The organism is Streptomyces sp. NPDC054834 (assembly GCF_053611185.1).
In genome coordinates this window covers 466,416-483,649 of the sequence record NZ_JBSGZV010000001.1, presented here as the reverse complement: position 1 = coordinate 483,649, position 17,234 = coordinate 466,416, and the positions used below count along the sequence as shown (strand labels likewise).

Here is a 17,234-nt window from a genome sequence, read left to right as displayed (position 1 = left end):
CGGCTGTGCGGAAGCGATGCCCTGCCCAGGTGCCCGCTATGCCTCCGCGTGGACCTCGGTGTCGTCCAGGGCGGGCGAGGTGTCCGCATCGCCCGGCTTTGCCCGGTCGGCCTTGGCCTTCGTCTCGTCCGAGGACCGGTCGCCCTTTTCGGGAGTAACGAATCGATAACCGACGTTCCGGACGGTTCCGATCAGTGACTCGTGCTCGGGTCCGAGCTTGGCGCGCAGCCGTCGAACGTGCACGTCGACCGTGCGGGTGCCGCCGAAGTAGTCGTAGCCCCAGACCTCCTGGAGCAGCTGGGCGCGGGTGAACACGCGGCCCGGATGCTGGGCGAGGTACTTCAGCAGCTCGAACTCCTTGAAGGTGAGGTCGAGCACCCGGCCCTTGAGCTTGGCGGAGTAGGTGGCCTCGTCCACCGACAGGTCGCCGTTGCGGATCTCCATCGGGGAGTCGTCGGCGACGATCTGCTGCCGGCCCATGGCCAGCCGGAGACGGGCCTCCACCTCGGCGGGGCCGGCGGTGTCCAGGAGTACGTCGTCGATGCCCCAGTCGGCGGTGACGGCGGCCAGGCCGCCCTCGGTCACGACGAGGATGAGCGGGCAGCCGGGACCCGTGGAGCGCAGCAGCTGGCACAGGCTCCGTACCTGCGGCAGGTCACGGCGGCCGTCGATCAGGATGACGTCGGCGCCGGGGGTGTCGACGAGTGCGGGTCCCTCCGCGGGGGCCACGCGCACGTTGTGCAGCAGCAGGCCCAGGGCGGGAAGCACCTCCGTCGACGGCTGGAGGGCGTTGGTCAGGAGCAGCAGAGAACTCATACGTCTGGTTCCTCCTCGGTCCCTGCGAGGACGTGGGCGGTACGGAACTGCTCTGCGATCCCGAAGGCCCCGTACACCTGCGGTTTCCCGCTTCGTATACAACGCTTCCGAAAGCACAAAAGGACTCGGGGGCTTCGCTGCCCGAGTCCTCTGCCCAGCAGAATAGCCCACATGAGCAACAGTCCGGCAGGTCACATGACGCGTTCCGCCATTCGTCCGAACTGCGAGACGAGCAGAAGTACCGTTATGCGGACGTTTCTGCGCACCGCGGACGGGATTGCGATCGATTCCGTATACAACCCGGGTTCGGTCGTATACGACGCCTCCGCGCCACCTGCCCGTGATCTGGTGTTCGTCATCGCGCACGGCTTCACCGGCGCCGTGGACCGGCCGCATGTGCGCCGGGTGGCGGGGGTTCTCGCCGGGTACGGGGCCGTCGTCACCTTCTCCTTCCGGGGGCACGGCGCGTCCGGTGGCCGCTCCACGGTCGGCGACCGGGAGGTGCTGGACCTCGCCGCCGCGGTCGAGTGGGCCCGCGGCTTCGGGCACGCGCGCGTGGTCACCGTCGGCTTCTCCATGGGCGGCTCGGTGGCGCTGCGGCACGCGGCGCTGCACGAGGGCACGGACGCCGTCGTCTCGGTGAGCGCGCCGGCCCGCTGGTACTACCGGGGCACCGCCCCCATGCGCCGCCTGCACTGGCTGATCACCCGCCCCGAGGGCCGCCTGGTCGGCCGCTACGGCCTGCACACCCGCATCCACCACCGCGACTGGGACCCGGTGCCCCTCTCTCCGGTCGAGGCGGTGCCGCGGATCGCCCCCACCCCGCTGCTGATCGTGCACGGCGACAGCGACGGCTACTTCCCCGTCGACCACCCCCGGATGCTGGCCGACGCGGCCGGTGACCACGGCGAACTCTGGCTGGAGCCCGGCATGGGCCACGCCGAAAACGCCGCCGAGGACGCCCTGCTCGCCCGGATCGGGGACTGGGCGGTGACCCGGGCGGGCTAGCCTGGCCTCATCCGTCTCTCATTCTTCTTCCTTCGATTGAGGAACCAGATGTCCAAGGTCACGGTGCGCTACTGGGCCGCCGCCAAGGCCGCGGCCGGGGTCGCCGAGGAGCCGTACGACGCGGCGACCCTCTCCGAGGCGCTCGCCGCGGTGCGGGAGCGACACCCCGGTGAACTCGTGCGCGTACTGCAGCGTTGCTCGTACCTCATCGACGGTGACCCCGTGGGGACCCGCGGGCATGAGACGGTACGGCTGGCCGAGGGCGGCACGGTCGAGGTGCTCCCGCCGTTCGCAGGAGGGTGAGCGATGACCGATCAGCCGTATGAGGGCCAGAACCCCTACCAGGAGCCCGGGTACGACGGCTACCAGGGGCAGCAGGGGCAGCATCAGCGCCAGCAGCAGGCCTACGAGGGGTACGAGCCGTACCAGCAGCAGGCGCCGCAGGCGTGGCCCGGGCAGTCGGGGTACGACCAGGGCGGTTACGACCAGGGCGGTTACGGACAGGGCGGTTACGACCAGTCCGGGTACGGCCAGTCCGGGTACGAGGAGCAGCACACCCAGCAGTGGCAGGGCCAGACCTGGGACACGCAGCTGCACGCGCCGGTGCAGCCGCCGGTGGCGGCCGCCGAGACGGCGTACCTGCCGCAGCAGACCTACGATCCCGCCGCGCCCGTCCCGCCGGTCCCGCCCGCCGCGTCTGCCGCGCCCGCCCCTCCGCAGCCCCCGGCGCAGCAGCCGCCCGCGCAGCAGCCCTCCGCACCGGAGTCCGGGACCGGCTACGGGCCGGCCACCCTGTCCGGGAACTCCCGCATCACCGACGCCCAGCGCGCCCGCCTGGAGGGCCGCTCCCCGATCATCGAGCCGGGCATGCAGCCCGCCGCGCTGACCGCGCTGCTCGGCCTGCTGCTCTCCGGTACGGCGGCGATCGGCACGTACGCCCTGGTCGTACCGCTGGTGCTGCTCCAGGCGGTGACCGCCGCAGGCTGGTTCCGGCTGAACGGCATGTGGCCCGCCCGGCAGGGCATCGCCCTCGCCTTCGCCGGGGCGCTCACCGCGGACGTGGCCGTACTGGTGGCCGGCCGGGAAAACGCCCCCGCCGCGATCCTCGGCGCCCTCGGGGTGTGGGTCCTGCTCGTCCTGGTGCTCCAGCTGCGCTCGCACGCCTCACCCGACGAGCGCATGTACGGCCTGATGGCGACGGTCGTGTCGACGGCGCTGGCGGTCGTCGCCACCGGCTATCTGGGCGCCGAACCCGACGCGGTGACGGTCGGCGCGGCGGCGGTGGCGGTCGCCCTCCTGGCCCGTGCCCTGCCGCTGCCGACCCCGGCCTCCGTGGTCGTCGCCGTGCTCGCCGCGGCGGGCGCCGGCATCGCGCTGGGCGGTGTGACGGACCTGGGCACCAAGGGCGCCCTCCTCGGCGCCGCCGCGGCGGTCTGCGCCCTGGTCGGCCACCGCGTCGCCAGCTACGACTACCCCTCCCGCTTCGTCCACTTCACGGCGGGCGTGGCCCTGCCGCTGGCGGCGGCCGCACCGGTGGTGTGGGTGCTGGGGCGGGCACTGGGGTAACCGGGCAGAAGGGCACCTTCGTCGTCCCCTGTCACAGGTGATCGACAATTTCCCTGCGGCCCGGCCCCGCAGGGATACCGTCGGTGTTGCACCAGTCGCAGCACATGTCACCGCATGCCACAAGACCGCCTAGCCGGGGGAAACAACGAATGCGCGCCCTGCGAATACTGCTGATCGTCGTCGTGATCCTGGGCGGCCTTTTCGTGATCGTCGACCGTGTCGCCGTGCACTTCGCGGAGGGTCAGGCCGCCGACAAGCTGAAGACGACGGAGAACCTCGTCGACACCCCCGACGTGTCGATCAAGGGTTTCCCTTTCCTCACCCAGGTCGCGGGCGGCTCCCTGGACGACGTCGAGGTCGGCATCAAGGACTACGAGGCGGCCACCGGCAACGGCGCCGAGAAGATCCGTATCGACGACCTGAAGGCCGACATGAAGGGCGTCGACTTCTCCGGCGACTACAGCTCCGCCACCGCGTCCACCGCCACCGGCACCGCGACCGTCTCCTACGACGAGCTGCTGAAGACGGCGAAGTCGGAACCCACCCAGGTCGCCCCCGGCGTCACCGCCCGCGTGGTCGGCCTCTCCGACGGCGGCAACGGCAAGATCAAGGTCGCGGTGGAGGCGACGGTCCTCGGCAACAAGCTGCCCAAGCCGGTCTACGTCCTCAGCTCGGTCGCCGTCGAGGGCGACAAGGTGAAGGTGCACGCCGACGCCCTGCCCGCGATCGGCAAGGTCGACATCGCCGAGAACCGGGTCCGTGAGATCACCGACTTCAACCAGGCCATAGACCAGCTGCCCGGCGGTATCAAGCTGGACTCGGTGCGGGCGGCGACGGACGGCGTCGAGATCACGGTGAAGGGTTCGAACGTCAAGCTGGCCGGGTAGGACCTCCTGCGGTGGACGAGGGCGTCCGAGGAGCGAGACGCCCGCGTCCGTAGCGCAGAAGAACCGGCCGCAACCGGCGCCCGGAGGCTCTGCGGCGGGCACCCTTTCCCACACCTCGTCCCACATCGCGGACGATCGCATCTCAACATACGACACCCCGGTGACACGCCCCACTGTCCGTACCTACGATCGTCGGCATGAAGCGACAGGCGGATCTCACGAAGCGGCGGGCAGTGGACCTGTGCCGCGTTGCCGCCATGCTCTGTCGCCCCTTCTGAGCGGAAGCCCGACTTCCGCGCTCACCCCTCGCCCTGCCCTGCTCAGGGCATCCGTGCGCCGGCCCGCAACGGGCCGCGCACCCACGCACTCGCACGCCCCGCCGCAACTGCCCCGGAGGAGAAAGAGCATGAGCCGCAGCGACGTCCTGGTCGACGCCGACTGGCTCCAGGAGCACCTGGACGACCCGACCATCGCCATCGTCGAGGTGGACGAGGACACGTCCGCCTACGAGAAGAACCACATCAAGAACGCGATCCGCATCGACTGGACCAAGGACCTCCAGGACCCGGTCCGCCGCGACTTCGTCGACCAGGCGGGCTTCGAGGCGCTCCTGTCCGGCAAGGGCATCGCCAACGACCACACGGTGGTCCTCTACGGCGGCAACAACAACTGGTTCGCGTCCTACGCCTACTGGTACTTCAAGCTCTACGGCCACGACAACGTCAAGCTCCTCGACGGCGGCCGCAAGAAGTGGGAGCTGGACGCTCGCGAGCTGGTCGACGGCACCGAGGTCCCCGAGCGTGCGGCCACCGAGTACAAGGCCAAGCCGCAGGACACCTCGATCCGCGCCTTCCGTGACGACGTGGTCGCCGCGATCGGCTCGCAGAACCTGGTCGACGTGCGCTCGCCCGACGAGTTCTCCGGCAAGCTGCTCGCGCCCGCCCACCTGCCGCAGGAGCAGTCGCAGCGTCCGGGCCACGTCCCGTCCGCCCGCAACATCCCGTGGTCGAAGAACGCCAACGACGACGGCACCTTCAAGTCGGACGACGAGCTCAAGGAGCTCTACACCGAGGAGAGCGTCGACCTGGCCAAGGACACGATCGCCTACTGCCGCATCGGTGAGCGCTCGGCCCTGACCTGGTTCGTCCTGCACGAGCTGCTGGGCGTGCAGAACGTCAAGAACTACGACGGCTCCTGGACCGAGTACGGCTCCCTCGTCGGCGTGCCGATCGAGCTCGGCGCCAACAAGTAACCACCCGACCGGCCTTCCGGTCAGACCCCAACCCTCTGGAGAAAGACATGTGTGGAGCGAAGGCCGGCGGCCCGGACGCCTCGACGATCAAGCCCGGTGAGACCACGATCCAGGGTCAGGTGACCCGCGACGGCGAGCCGGTGACCGGCTACGTCCGCCTGCTGGACTCGACCGGCGAGTTCACCGCGGAGGTGCCCACCTCCGCCACCGGGCAGTTCCGCTTCTACGCGGCCGAGGGCACCTGGACCGTCCGCGCCCTCGTCCCCGGCGCCACCGCCGACCGCACGGTCGTCGCTCAGCAGGGCGGCCTCGCCGAGGTCGCGATCGCGGTCTGAGCACCCTCAGTACCGGCTGAAGGGCCGCACCCCCGGGTTGGACGCCTGGGTGCGGCCCTTCGGCGTGCCCGGGCCGCCCCCCTTGATGCGGACCTCGCACTGCTGCGCGGGCTTCGCCCCGCTGCGCCGGACTCCGTCCGTCGGCCTTTGCGCCCGCCGCACGCGCCGAGCGCCGCGCACCCGCCTACCCTGGACTCATGTACGCACGGCGACGTCACGTGTACTTCGCCATGATGGGGACATGCATCGCACTCTTCGTCCTGGCGTGGGGAGTCGTACGCATCTGGTCGGTGCCCGCCGCGGTCGGCATGTGCGTGGTGGCCATGGTCATCCCGCCCGTCGCGGCGATGATCGCCAACCGGCGCGGGCCCGAGGACCGCTGGTGGGACGATCCCTCGGGCGATCCGAAGTCCGACGAGTGGTGGGACGAACTGGACGGCAAGAAACGCCCTCGCCGGTAGCGGCCGCGTCTCAGTGACCCTGACCCGGCGCTACCGCTCCGCCCGGAGCGCGTCCAGCGCCGCCTCCCCAGCCGGCCCGCACAGCGCCCCCTGGCGTCAGTAGACCAGCGCGTCAGTAGACCAGCGCCTGTGTGTCGTCGCCGAGCGCCTCCTGCACGAAGACCTGCGCGCCCGCGATCCGTACGCCCTCGATGACGTCCCTCTCGGTGATCTCGCGGCGGGCGGCGCACTGCGTGCACAGGGTGATCCGCCCGGCCGCGAGGATCGACTCGATCAGATCCGGCAGCGGGGCCGCGTGCGGCAGCTCGAACTCGGCGGCCCGCCCGGGCAGCGCGAACCAGGACGACTCCCCGGTCAGCCACAGCGAGACGTCGACCCCGCTGGCCACGGCCACCGCCGCCACCGTGAACGCCTGCGAGCAGCGCTCGGGGGCATCGGCCCCCGCCGTCACCTTGATCACGAGCTTCTTGGTCATGCCGGAAGCGTAGCCGCGGCGACGATCGTCACGAGCAGCGTGACCACGCAGAGCGCGGTGAGTACGCCGCTCACGACGGTCCCGTCGACCGGCCGCCGCCCGCGCCGGCGCCGGGAGCGGGGGGCGAACGGCGGGAGCGCGAAGGCCGGGTACAACGGTGCCCGGTCGCGCGGTGCGGTGTGCTGTCGCCGCTTGCACTCCTCGTACGGCAGGCCGCCCCTCATGCGTGGTGCTCCCGCCGTCGGTGCTGCCGGAGCAGGACGTTCGCGTCGGTCTCCGCGCTGCGGTCGCACTCGGCGCGGGCGGCCTCCCTGCGTCCGGCCAGCTCCGCGCAGGCCGGGCAGTCCGGGACCGGCCGGGGTGGACGGCTCAGGTCGTCGGTGAGGCGTTCCCGGTCGGTGGCGGGCCGGAGCGAGGCCGGATCGGCCTGCCACTCCCGGCCACCGCCGACGGGGCGCAGCAGCGCGTAGGGGCCCGCGCTGTCCTGGTACTCGCCGACCTTGGTGGTCGCCGGGTCGTAGAGGAGGGATCCGGGTTCGAGGGGCTCCGACTTCGTTGTCATCGAGCGCCATTCCTTTCTGTGAACGCGTGTGCGCAGCGCGACTGCTGAACTACGCTGCGTGGTCGAATGCTTCGAGCATGGCGCATCAAGGGGGCGTTCATGCAGCTGAGAAGCCCAACTTCAACGCTGACCTCTCCAAATTCAACAAATTCAACAGGAGCGCGATGCCGCAACGTTTGGTGATCACAGGGCGGAGCCAGGAGCCGAGGGGGCGATACGCCGAGGAGTTGCGGCGTCTGAGGACCGAGCGGGGTCTGAGCCTTCGGGACCTGGCGAAGGAGGTGGGCTGGGACTCGTCCCAGTTCAGCAAGATGGAGAGCGGGCGGACGCTGGGCGGTCCCGAGGTCGTACAGGCGCTGGATCAGTTCTATGGGACGCCGGGGTTGCTGGTGACGCTGTGGGAGCTGGCGATGGCAGATCCGACGCAGTTCAAGGAGCGGTACCGGCGGTACATGATTCTGGAGTCGGAGGCGGTGAGCCTTTGGCACTACGGCGTGAGCAGGCCGCCAGGGCTTCTTCAGACCGACGCATACGCGCGTGAAGCGCTTGCGGGAGGTGGGATCAAGGGGAGCGAGCTGGACCAGCAGGTAGAAGCGCGCACCGGTCGGCGAGAGCTGCTGGAGGGAGGTGAAGCCCCCATGTTCCGCAGCATCCTGTCCGAGGCGGTCCTGCGGACCCCGTTGCCCAACCGGGGCGAGTGGCGGGAGCAGGTGGAGTACCTGGTGGAGATGTCGGAGCACCGGAACATCACACTCCAGGTATTGCCGTTCAGCGCCGGTTTTCACGGCTTGGCGAGCACCACCATGATGTTCCTACGGCTGCTGGACACCCGTACCGTGGCATACGCCGAGAACGACGTACACGGTGAACTGATCGAAGACCCAAGCAGAGTTGAGCGTTTCCAACGCACTTATGATGCGCTGCGCGATATGGCCTTGTCCCCGGCCGAGTCGCGGAAGTTCATCCTGCGGATGTTGGAGGAAGTGCCGTGCGAGCCATCGACCTGAACAACCTGACCTGGCGTAAGAGCAGCTACAGCAACTCCGACGGCGGCGAGTGCGTCGAAGTCGCCGGCAACGTCCCCTCCCTCGTCCCCGTCCGTGACAGCAAGGACACCACCCGCTCCCCGCTCCTCTTCACGGCCCCGGCCTGGGCGGCCTTCGTCGACGGGGTCAAGCGCTGAGAGGCCGACCTCGCCAAGAGGCCCGGGCCCCGGCCGCGTAAGCTGGGCCACGGCTCTGTCGTACGCCCACCCTCGCTCAAGGAGCACCCGTGGAGATCTTCTTCGAAACCCTGCTGGTCCTGGTCTGCGTCGGCGTTCTCGCCTTCGCCGGGCTGACCGTGAAGAAGCTGTACCAGGGCCAGCGCTGACCCCCATCAAGGAACTGCCGACCTCATGATCGAGATCCCGTCCGACCTCCACAAGGACCTGGTCCCCCTCGCCTTTCTGCTCGGCGACTGGGCGGGCGCGGGCGTGCACGACTTCCCCGGCTCGGAGAAGTGCAACTTCGGGCAGGAGGTCACCTTCACCCACGACGGGCGTGACTTCCTGGAGTACCACTCCCACACCTGGGTGCTGGACAACGACGGGAACAAGGTCCGCCCGCTGGAGTCGGAGTCCGGCTTCTGGCGGATCGACGCCGACCGCAAGGTCGAGGTCACGATGACCCGCGACGACGGCGTCATCGAGATCTGGTACGGCGAGCTCGCCGACAAGAAGCCCCAGATCGACCTGGTCACGGACGCCGTGGCCCGCACGGCCGCCTCCAGCCCCTACAGCGGCGGCAAGCGCCTGTACGGCTACGTCAAGAGCGACCTGATGTGGGTCGGCGAGAAGCAGACCCCCGAGATCGAGCTGCGCCCCTACATGTCGGCCCACCTGAAGAAGGTCGTCACCCCGGAGGACGTCGAGCGCTGGGCCAAGGCCCTCCCGGACGACCTTCCGGACGACGGGATCGCTTTCTTCAAGTAGTCCTCCGGAGCCCCGGTGGCGGCTGTCCGCAGGGGCATGAGATACGCACGGCATGCCGGGTAGGGGCGGCCCTAGACTGGACGCCGTGGTGAGCACCGACTGGAAGAGCGACCTCAGGCAGCGCGGCTACCGGCTGACGCCGCAGCGGCAACTCGTGCTCGAAGCCGTGGACACCCTTGAGCACGCGACCCCCGACGACATCCTCAGCGAGGTGAGGAAGACGGCGTCGGGGGTCAATATTTCCACCGTGTACCGGACGCTGGAACTGCTGGAGGAGCTCGGCCTGGTCAGCCATGCCCACCTGGGGCACGGCGCTCCCACCTATCACCTGGCCGACCGGCACCACCACATCCACCTCGTCTGCCGGGACTGCCAGAACGTGATCGAGGCGGACGTCTCGGTGGCGTCCGAGTTCAGGGCCAAGCTGCGCGAGACGTTCGGGTTCGACACGGACATGAAGCACTTCGCGATCTTCGGCCGCTGCAAGGACTGCTCTCTCAAGAGTTCAAATACCGAGTCGTAGGCTTAGCGTATGAAGAGCCCTCTGCTGTCCCTGCCCGGCGCCGTCCCCGCTGAGGGCGTGGACGAAGGCGTCGCCGCTCACTACGGCGACCTGTTCCGTGAGCAGCGTGCCCTCGCCGACGGCACCGGATTCGTCGACCTCTCCCACCGCGGTGTCGTCACCGTCACCGGCGAGGACCGCCTGAGCTGGCTGCACCTGCTGCTCACCCAGCATGTCAGCGAGCTCCCCGCGGGCCGGGCCACCGAGGCGCTGATCCTGTCCGCGCACGGCCACATCGAGCACGCGCTGTACCTGGTGGACGACGGTGAGACGGTCTGGGCGCATGTGGAGCCCGGCACCCAGGAGGCGCTGCTGGCGTACCTGGAGTCGATGAAGTTCTTCTACCGCGTCGAGGCCGCCGACCGCACGGACGACATCGCGGTGGTGCACCTTCCGGCCGGTTCCATCGCCGAGGTACCCGAGGGCGTGGTCGTACGGGAGACGCCGTACGGCCGTGATCTGTTCCTCCCGCGCGCGGACCTGGAGTCGTACGCCGAGTCCGCGGGCCCGCCGGCCGGGATCCTCGCCCACGAGGCGCTGCGCGTCGAGGACCACCGCCCCCGCCTCGGTTTCGAGACCGACCACCGCACCATCCCGCACGAGGTGGGCTGGATCGGCACGGCGGTCCATCTCCAGAAGGGCTGCTACCGCGGCCAGGAGACCGTCGCCCGCGTCCAGAACCTGGGCAAGCCCCCGCGCCGGCTGGTCTTCCTCCACCTTGACGGCAGCGAGGTCCACCTGCCGACCCACGGCACGGAGATCCACCTGGCGGACGAGGGCACGGACGGCCGGAAGGTCGGCTTCATCACCACCTCCGTACGGCACCACGAGCTCGGCCCGGTCGCCCTGGCCCTGCTGAAGCGGAACGTGCCGGTGGACGCGCGGCTGGTGGCCGGGGACACGGCGGCGGCGCAGGAGGTCGTGGTCGAGCCCTGACTCTTGGGCCCCGGCTACATCTCCAGCAGGACGGTGAACGGGCCGTCGTTCGTCAGCGAGACCCGCATCTGCGCGCCGAACCGGCCCGTCGCCACCGTCGCGCCCAGGGCGCGCAGTCGGGCGACCACCTCGTCGACGAGCGGCTCGGCCACATCGCCGGGCGCGGCGGCGTTCCAGGTGGGGCGGCGGCCCTTACGGGCGTCCCCGTAGAGGGTGAACTGGCTGATGACGAGCAGCGGGGCGTCGATGTCGCTGCACGACTTCTCGTCGTGCAGCATCCGCAGTGACCACAGCTTGCGGGCCAGCTGGGCCGCCTTCTCCTTGGTGTCCTCGTGCGTGACCCCGACGAGGACGCACAGCCCCTCGCCGACGATCTCACCCACGGTCTGCCCGTCCACGACGACGCTCGCGCCGTCCACTCTCTGTACCACTGCTCGCATGCGGACCATGATGCCGGGTGGCGGGGACCTGGTCACAGGCGGTCCATTATGGTTCCTTAGCCCCCATCTGGGGCTGTTCGGGGGCACTCGGTCACATAGCGGCCACTTGGGGTGGCACGATGCTTCCCTACGCGGTTGAGGGGACGGTAGAGGCACATGAGCACACCGAGTACCGAGCGGCTGGATTTGCAGGGGATCCAACGGCCGCCCACGCAGCGCAGCGACAGCCCGGCGCTACCCGTGGAGCCACCCGGGCACGACCTGATCCGGCTGAGCCTGCCCGAACTGCGCACCCTGCGCCGGGACGCGCAGCGCGACGAGGCGGACCTCAGCTACGTACGGCGGCTGTTGCAGGGCCGGATCGACATCCTGCGCGCGGAACTGGCCCGCCGGGTCGGCCCGAAGCCGGTCGCCGTGGACGGCCCGAGGGACGCGACCGTGGTCGCCTCCGTGGTGTCCCGCCTTCCGGAGATCCTCACCGACGCCCCGGCCCGCCAGCGTTCCTCGGCCCGTCACGTCACCCTCGGCACCCCGCACAACGAGGAGTACCGGCGGCTGGCCGCCGACATGCTCGCCGAGGTCGAACTGTCCGACCTCCAGGCGCGCACCGATCTCGAACTGGGCACCGCGATGGGCCGCCTCGTCCGTTACGAACAGCAGGTCTCCAGCCGCCGCCAGCACCTCCAGCGCACGACGGACGAGTGCAGCGCGGAGATCACCCGCCGCTACCGAGAGGGCGAGGCCCAGGTGGACGACCTCCTGACGTGAGGCGCCCCGGCTCGTGGTGATCGACCGGGCGCGGAAAACCGAGCGGGCGCCGTCCGAATGGCCGACGCCCTGCTGCGTACGTCCGGGCGACCGTGGTGCCCGGACATTTTCTGAGCTCCCTCCTGAAGAGAACCGTGGTGACTGATCCGTAGCGGTGCTTGTTCAGTTGTGGCTGTGCGCATCCGTGTTGAGTTGTCGCTGTTCGGTTGTGGCTGTGCTCGGGCCGGGCTCCCGGCTCCCCTCCGGAAGGGAACCCGGTGGGCCAACCAACCGGGGGATTGACCATGTTCTCCAAGTTGGCTGCCAACTCCACAGTACTTATCTCCGCTTGGAAGCGTCTCATAACCACCTTTCACTGAACTGCCGCAAGATGGCGGGAAGTTGTACTGTGTGACCGTGGACCCGGAACACGCCTCCGCCAATGGACGGAAGAGGGCACCACGGCCACAGAAGTCACACACCGAGGTGGCCGACGAACTGCGCGCCCGGATCAGGTCCGGTGTGCTCAGGCGGGGCCAGCGCATGCCCACGCAGGCCAAGCTCGCGGACGAGTTCGGCGTGGAGCGCGGGGCGGTGCGCCAGGCGCTGCGCATCCTCCAGTCGGAGCAGCTGCTCACCAACGTGACCAAGGGAAGCCCCGCCACCGTGGCCCCCGACCCGGGCCACCGCCGTGCCCCGGCCGGGCCGCCCGCCCCGCCCGAGCCCACGATGGTGGCTCTGGCCTCGCGGATAGCCGCCGCCTTCGCGGCCCCGCACGTCGAGATCGACGCCCTGTGCCTGACCGCGGTCTCGCTCACGCTTGCGATCGGCGAGTCGCTGCGTCAGATCCACGCGGGGCGCTTGAAACCGGCCAAGGTCGACGTCCGCCTCCTGCTGCCCAGCCGGGACATCGACCTCGCCTTCCCGGCCCCGGTGGACGCCTCGGCCGCGGGCCTGCTGCACCGGCGCTGGCTGGCCCAGCGCAACGCGCAGGGCCAGGTGCTCCAGCACAACCTGCTGGCACTGCGCGCCACGCACGGCATCGACGTGCACGTCTCCTTCCGCGCACTGCCGTTCACCCCGCCGGTCAAGCTGTATCTGCTCAACGGCGCCGAGGCGCTGTTCGCGTACTACACCCTCACGCGGCGCGAGAGGGAGATCGAGCACGAGCACGTGGAGCTGTACGACGCCGAGGGCACGCGGTCGATGCTGTTCGCCTTCGAGCGAGGCGCCGGACCACGGGACGCGACCTTCGTGGAGCAGTCGCACCTGTGGTTCAACGCCCTGTGGGAGACGATCAGTTCGGAACTCGTGCTCACGGCGTGAGTGGATCGGCGAGTGGATCAGAGAGCGGGACCGGCGAGCAGCACGGCGAGCAGGACGGCCCCGGCCGAGCTGACGGCCGGGCTCTTGGCCTTCAGGCCGATGCTGAGCATCAGCAGACCGACGATGCCGGTGGCGCCGTACTTCCACTGCACGATCTGTTCGAAGCCGACGACGAAGACCGCGGAGATGAGGGCGAGGGCAGGCACAGTGGTTCCCCCTTCAGGTTGCCAGGAAGCAAAACTTCCGCCAACTAGACCAAGTTGGCAACCAACTCTGATTAAGTTGTCCCCACTTGGCACCCATAGATAAACAACCTACGGACAACTGCCTTTGGGTAGGTGCAAGTTGTAGCGTTTGGTCGTGACCCAGGAGAACGTGGTGGCAGTGAACGGCAGCAGAAGGCTCACGCCCCAGGAGATCGCCGACACCCTCCGGGAACGGATCCGGCTCGGGGACCTGCGGGCGGGGGACCGCCTGCCCACCCAGGCCGAGCTCGCCGAGGAGTTCGGCGTGGAGCGCGGCACCGTACGCCAGGCCCTGCGGGCACTCCAGGAGGACGGCCTGCTCAGCAGCGTGAGCCGGGGCAGCCCCCCGCGGATCGCCGAACCGGCCCCGGCCCGCGGAGAACCCCAGCCGACGATGGTGGGCCTCGCCCCCCGCCTGGCCGAGGCCTTCGCGGCGCCGCGGGTGCGCATCGACGCGGTCTGCCTGACCGCCGAGACCCTCATGCTGGCCCTGAGCGAACCGCTCCGCATGATCCACGAGGGCCGCGCCCGCCCCGAGCGCATCGACGTGCGCATCCTGCTGCCGTCCCGGGACATCAACCTCGCCTTCCCGGTCCCCGTCGACGGGCGCGGCGACGACGATCCGGTCCACCAGCGCTGGCTCGCCATGCGGAACGCCCAGGGCCAGGTCCTGAGGTACAACCTCCAGGCCCTGCGCGGCACCCATGACATCGACGTCGACGTCACCTTCCGTGCGCTGCCCTTCACCCCGCCGGTGAAGCTCTACCTCCTCAACGGCTCGGAAGCGCTGATCGGCTACTACATGGTCACCCGCCGCGAGGAGTCCACGGACAGCGGGACGCTGGAGATGTACGACACGCTCGGATCGCAGTCCCTGCTGTTCTCCTTCGAGAATCGGCGGGGCCAGCGGGACGAGGCGTTCGTGCAGCAGTCACAGAAGTGGTTCGACGCCCTCTGGGAAACCATCACCTCGGACCTGACACTCTCCTAGTGACTCCTGATACGAAACGGAATGAACCGGCGGCCGCCGGGACCGAGGACTCGGCGGAAGCGATCCGGGACGTGATCACCCGGGCCCGGGTGGTGCTGTGGGACTTCGACGGCCCGATCTGCCGTCTGTTCGCCGGGCACAGCGCGGAACGGGTGGCCGGCGAGCTGGTGGAGTGGCTGGAGAGCAGGGGGCTGCACGGGCTGCTGACGGAAGGGGAGCGCCAGTCGCCGGACCCGCAGATCCTGCTGCGCGCCGTGGAGCACCGGCACCCCGGCTCCGACCTGGTGGCGGAACTGGAGGAACGTCTCACCCAGGAGGAGCTCCAGGCCGTCGCCTCCGCGATGCCCACCGCGTACGCCGACCCCCTGATACGCACCTGGACCGCGGTCGGCTCCCGGCTGGCCATCACCACGAACAACTCCGCGCGGGCGGCCCGCGCCTACCTGGCCGACCGCGGCCTGATCGGCTGCTTCGCCCCCCACATCTACGGGCGGACCCAGGACCTGCACCTCCTCAAGCCCGACCCGTACTGCCTCAACCGCGCCCTGATCGCGACCGGGGCGGCCCCCGCGGACGCCGTGATGATCGGCGACTCCCCCACGGACTGGGAGGCCGCGTCCCGGGCCGGCATCCCGTTCGTCGGCTACGCGCGCAACGACCCGGGCGAGAAGCGGCTGCGCGCGGCGGGCGCCGAGCATGTCGTCCGGACGCTCGAGACGCTGCTGCGAATTGTCCGCCAGTAAGGCACAAGTGTGCGTTCAGTCGTCGTCAAGCGGGACCGGCTTCCATGAAGTAAACGCGTCCGCCACGAAACGGAGGCGTCGGGGGAGTACCTTGCTTCCACTTCTGAATCCTCCGGAAGGGGCCTACGAGAGAAACGGGCAATGTCACCCGAATCGGATTCCCGTGCCCGGCTGTACGCGGTCGAGGCAAGTGGTGGCGACGAGAGTGCGGTCGAGGGCCCGCTCCACGGATACCACCACGAGACCTATGTCTTTCCGCTGCCCGGCGAACAGGGGTCCGGCCCGCCGGCGCGATGGAAGTGCCGGGAGCCGCGTCCCGGTCTCCTCTGGTTCGACCGGCGGTGCTTCACCTCGGAGGAACAGCTGCTCAAGGGCCTGCACGGCCGGATCGAGGGCATTCCGGACATCATCGAGGCCGACGGCCTGAAGCTTCAGAGATTCATCGAAGGGCGCACTCTCGGAGCGGTCTGTGAATCCGGGCTCGCGGTTCCCGACGAGTTTCTCCGGCAGATCGTCGGCCTGTTCCGCCAGCTGGTCGAAGTACCCGCCGAAAAGCTTTCCGTGGACCGGCGTTGCACACCCGAGGACCGGCCGGAGGACGGTGACAGCGACGGGTTCCTGGAACGGCTCGTCTGCTTCACCGAGGAACACGTCTACCGGGGCAACCTGGCGGCATTCGAAAGGCTTTTCACGGACCTCGGCGTGCATCCCGAGTCGTTCAAGCATCTGCGCAAGCACGTCTCGGGGCTGCGGGAGCGCCCTTTCCGCCTGCTCCACGCCGACCTGCACCGCGAGAACTTCATCGTCGACCACGCCGGCCGCCTGTGGACGATCGACTGGGAGCTGGCGATGGTCGGCGACCCCCTCTACGACCTGGCCACCCATCTGCACCTGATGCGGTACCCGCTGGGGCAGGCCCGCGCCGTGGTCCGGCAGTGGGCCGAGACGGTGGAACGCGCCCGCCCCGGCGGCGTGGCCGGCTGGCGGCACGACCTGCCCCTGCTCCTCGGCTACAAGAGGGCCCAGTCCGTCTTCACCGATGTGATCCGGGTGGCTCTGTCCCTGGAGCCCGGGCCGGACCCGTACGAGCGCCAGCTGGCCCAGGCGGCACTGAAGCTCCGGGGGGTGCTCGCCGACGCCGCCCTGCCGCTGGGGCTCGAGTCGGTTCCGGGCCCCAGGCGGATCGTCACGGCGCTCGCGCGCTGGCAGCGCGAGCACGGCAGGGGCCCCGGGCACGTCCCTGCGTAGGCTCACCCCATGGATGAGCAGATCGGCCTCCGCGAGCGCAAGAAGCGGCGGATGTACCAGGACGTGTCGGACATCGCGGTGCGGCTGTTCCTCGAGAAGGGCTTCGACGCCGTCTCCGTCGCGGAGGTCGCCGCCGCGGCCGGGATCTCCAAGCCGACGCTGTTCCGGTACTTCCCGGCGAAGGAGGACCTCGTCCTGCACCGGATCGCCGACCACGAGGAGGAGGCCGCCCGTGTGGTGGCCGGCGCCACCTCTCCGCTGGGCGCGCTGCGGCGGCACTTCCTGGACGGGCTCGGGCGGTGCGATCCGGTCACCGGGCTGAACGACGACCCGGGCGTGCTCGCCTTCCACCGGCTGCTGTACGGCACCCCGACCCTGGTGGCGCGGCTGCACGAGTACCTGCGGCGGTCCGAGGCCGCGCTCGCCGGGGCTCTCGGCGGCGACCTGGACGCACGGCTCGCCGCCGGGCAGATCGTCGCCGTGCGGCGGATCCTCGCGGAGGGCAACTGGCGGCGGATCGCGGCGGGGGAGCGGGTCGCCGATGTGCGGGCGGACGCGGTGGCGGCGGCGGAGCGGGCGTTCGGGCTGCTGGAGGCCGGGCTGCCGTGGCTCGGGGAGGGTCCGGGCAATAACTGATACTCGGTAAAAGATGTAACTCGGTT

General features: G+C 69.9%; 25 protein-coding genes. 19 read left to right on the top strand and 6 right to left on the bottom strand.

Annotation, left to right across the window (positions count from 1 at the left end; genetic code table 11):
* Positions 1–36: 36 nt before the first annotated feature.
* The gene (locus tag ACWGJM_RS02330; RefSeq protein ID WP_453409769.1) at positions 37–816 is read right to left on the bottom strand and encodes a response regulator transcription factor; all 780 of its coding nucleotides are present in this window, start codon (positions 814–816) and stop codon (positions 37–39) included.
* Positions 817–987: 171 nt separating this feature from the next.
* Between ACWGJM_RS02330 and ACWGJM_RS02325 the strand changes: the two genes are divergently transcribed.
* The 8 genes from ACWGJM_RS02325 (at position 988) to ACWGJM_RS02290 (ending at position 6,325) form a co-directional block, all read left to right on the top strand.
* Entirely contained in the window at positions 988–1,824 is an 837-nt protein-coding gene (locus ACWGJM_RS02325) for an alpha/beta hydrolase (RefSeq protein ID WP_453409768.1), read from the top strand.
* A 48-nt stretch (positions 1,825–1,872) separates the two neighbouring features.
* Positions 1,873–2,127, top strand: a complete 255-nt coding sequence (locus ACWGJM_RS02320; protein WP_453409767.1) for a MoaD/ThiS family protein — start codon at positions 1,873–1,875, stop codon at positions 2,125–2,127.
* Positions 2,128–2,130: 3 nt separating this feature from the next.
* Positions 2,131–3,390, top strand: coding sequence for a hypothetical protein (locus ACWGJM_RS02315; RefSeq protein WP_453409766.1), 1,260 nt, complete (start codon positions 2,131–2,133; stop codon positions 3,388–3,390).
* Positions 3,391–3,539: 149 nt separating this feature from the next.
* On the top strand, positions 3,540–4,277 hold the full coding sequence (locus tag ACWGJM_RS02310; protein WP_453409765.1) for an LmeA family phospholipid-binding protein: 738 nt from the start codon (positions 3,540–3,542) through the stop codon (positions 4,275–4,277).
* Positions 4,278–4,474: 197 nt separating this feature from the next.
* Positions 4,475–4,555 (top strand): Ms5788A family Cys-rich leader peptide, encoded by an 81-nt coding sequence (locus ACWGJM_RS02305; RefSeq protein ID WP_350751515.1) that lies wholly within the window; start codon positions 4,475–4,477, stop codon positions 4,553–4,555.
* A 128-nt stretch (positions 4,556–4,683) separates the two neighbouring features.
* Complete coding sequence (locus tag ACWGJM_RS02300) at positions 4,684–5,529, top strand: sulfurtransferase (RefSeq protein ID WP_453409764.1); 846 nt, start codon at positions 4,684–4,686, stop codon at positions 5,527–5,529.
* Between the two features lie 47 nt (positions 5,530–5,576).
* Entirely contained in the window at positions 5,577–5,864 is a 288-nt protein-coding gene (locus ACWGJM_RS02295; RefSeq protein ID WP_010351646.1) for a DUF1416 domain-containing protein, read from the top strand.
* A gap of 197 nt (positions 5,865–6,061) precedes the next feature.
* Positions 6,062–6,325, top strand: coding sequence for a DUF3099 domain-containing protein (locus ACWGJM_RS02290; RefSeq protein ID WP_453409763.1), 264 nt, complete (start codon positions 6,062–6,064; stop codon positions 6,323–6,325).
* 112 nt (positions 6,326–6,437) lie between these two features.
* Here the strand turns inward: ACWGJM_RS02290 and ACWGJM_RS02285 are convergent, their stop codons facing one another.
* The 3 genes from ACWGJM_RS02285 to ACWGJM_RS02275 are packed head-to-tail and all read right to left on the bottom strand — an operon-like array spanning position 6,438 to position 7,362.
* Positions 6,438–6,800: a DsrE family protein gene (locus ACWGJM_RS02285; RefSeq protein ID WP_453409762.1), complete on the bottom strand. Its 363-nt coding sequence runs from the start codon at positions 6,798–6,800 to the stop codon at positions 6,438–6,440.
* The gene (locus ACWGJM_RS02280; RefSeq protein ID WP_453409761.1) at positions 6,797–7,024 is read right to left on the bottom strand and encodes a hypothetical protein; all 228 of its coding nucleotides are present in this window, start codon (positions 7,022–7,024) and stop codon (positions 6,797–6,799) included. The genes ACWGJM_RS02285 and ACWGJM_RS02280 overlap by 4 nt, the downstream gene beginning before the upstream one ends.
* The gene (locus tag ACWGJM_RS02275; protein ID WP_453409760.1) at positions 7,021–7,362 is read right to left on the bottom strand and encodes a hypothetical protein; all 342 of its coding nucleotides are present in this window, start codon (positions 7,360–7,362) and stop codon (positions 7,021–7,023) included. The genes ACWGJM_RS02280 and ACWGJM_RS02275 overlap by 4 nt, the downstream gene beginning before the upstream one ends.
* A gap of 164 nt (positions 7,363–7,526) precedes the next feature.
* Between ACWGJM_RS02275 and ACWGJM_RS02270 the strand changes: the two genes are divergently transcribed.
* From ACWGJM_RS02270 to ygfZ, 5 genes are all read left to right on the top strand, one after another.
* Positions 7,527–8,369: a helix-turn-helix domain-containing protein gene (locus ACWGJM_RS02270; protein WP_453409840.1), complete on the top strand. Its 843-nt coding sequence runs from the start codon at positions 7,527–7,529 to the stop codon at positions 8,367–8,369.
* A complete protein-coding gene (locus ACWGJM_RS02265) occupies positions 8,351–8,545 on the top strand; it encodes a DUF397 domain-containing protein (RefSeq protein WP_453409759.1) in 195 nt (64 codons plus the stop codon). Before ACWGJM_RS02270 ends, ACWGJM_RS02265 begins: the two co-directional genes overlap by 19 nt.
* A gap of 213 nt (positions 8,546–8,758) precedes the next feature.
* Positions 8,759–9,334, top strand: coding sequence for an FABP family protein (locus ACWGJM_RS02260; RefSeq protein ID WP_453409758.1), 576 nt, complete (start codon positions 8,759–8,761; stop codon positions 9,332–9,334).
* Positions 9,335–9,419: 85 nt separating this feature from the next.
* Positions 9,420–9,857 (top strand): Fur family transcriptional regulator, encoded by a 438-nt coding sequence (locus ACWGJM_RS02255; protein WP_453409757.1) that lies wholly within the window; start codon positions 9,420–9,422, stop codon positions 9,855–9,857.
* Positions 9,858–9,866: 9 nt separating this feature from the next.
* Positions 9,867–10,832, top strand: coding sequence for a CAF17-like 4Fe-4S cluster assembly/insertion protein YgfZ (gene ygfZ, locus ACWGJM_RS02250; RefSeq protein ID WP_453409756.1), 966 nt, complete (start codon positions 9,867–9,869; stop codon positions 10,830–10,832).
* Between the two features lie 14 nt (positions 10,833–10,846).
* Here the strand turns inward: ygfZ and dtd are convergent, their stop codons facing one another.
* Positions 10,847–11,272 carry a D-aminoacyl-tRNA deacylase gene (dtd, locus tag ACWGJM_RS02245; RefSeq protein ID WP_453409755.1) on the bottom strand — a complete coding sequence of 142 codons (426 nt, stop codon included), beginning with the start codon at positions 11,270–11,272 and terminating at the stop codon, positions 10,847–10,849.
* A 156-nt stretch (positions 11,273–11,428) separates the two neighbouring features.
* On the opposite strand from dtd, the gene ACWGJM_RS02240 reads away from it, so the two are divergent.
* A complete protein-coding gene (locus ACWGJM_RS02240; protein ID WP_453409754.1) occupies positions 11,429–12,040 on the top strand; it encodes an RsiG family protein in 612 nt (203 codons plus the stop codon).
* A 390-nt stretch (positions 12,041–12,430) separates the two neighbouring features.
* Complete coding sequence (locus tag ACWGJM_RS02235) at positions 12,431–13,345, top strand: winged helix-turn-helix domain-containing protein (RefSeq protein ID WP_453409753.1); 915 nt, start codon at positions 12,431–12,433, stop codon at positions 13,343–13,345.
* A 17-nt stretch (positions 13,346–13,362) separates the two neighbouring features.
* Here the strand turns inward: ACWGJM_RS02235 and ACWGJM_RS02230 are convergent, their stop codons facing one another.
* Positions 13,363–13,551, bottom strand: a complete 189-nt coding sequence (locus ACWGJM_RS02230; RefSeq protein ID WP_132852555.1) for a hypothetical protein — start codon at positions 13,549–13,551, stop codon at positions 13,363–13,365.
* Positions 13,552–13,699: 148 nt separating this feature from the next.
* Between ACWGJM_RS02230 and ACWGJM_RS02225 the strand changes: the two genes are divergently transcribed.
* From ACWGJM_RS02225 to ACWGJM_RS02210, 4 genes are all read left to right on the top strand, one after another.
* On the top strand, positions 13,700–14,581 hold the full coding sequence (locus ACWGJM_RS02225; RefSeq protein WP_453409752.1) for a GntR family transcriptional regulator: 882 nt from the start codon (positions 13,700–13,702) through the stop codon (positions 14,579–14,581).
* Positions 14,581–15,324 carry an HAD family hydrolase gene (locus tag ACWGJM_RS02220; protein WP_453409751.1) on the top strand — a complete coding sequence of 248 codons (744 nt, stop codon included), beginning with the start codon at positions 14,581–14,583 and terminating at the stop codon, positions 15,322–15,324. The genes ACWGJM_RS02225 and ACWGJM_RS02220 overlap by 1 nt, the downstream gene beginning before the upstream one ends.
* A 141-nt stretch (positions 15,325–15,465) precedes the next feature.
* Complete coding sequence (locus tag ACWGJM_RS02215) at positions 15,466–16,572, top strand: phosphotransferase (protein ID WP_453409750.1); 1,107 nt, start codon at positions 15,466–15,468, stop codon at positions 16,570–16,572.
* 9 nt (positions 16,573–16,581) lie between these two features.
* Positions 16,582–17,208 carry a TetR/AcrR family transcriptional regulator gene (locus ACWGJM_RS02210; RefSeq protein WP_453409749.1) on the top strand — a complete coding sequence of 209 codons (627 nt, stop codon included), beginning with the start codon at positions 16,582–16,584 and terminating at the stop codon, positions 17,206–17,208.
* The last annotated feature ends 26 nt before the right edge of the window (positions 17,209–17,234 follow it).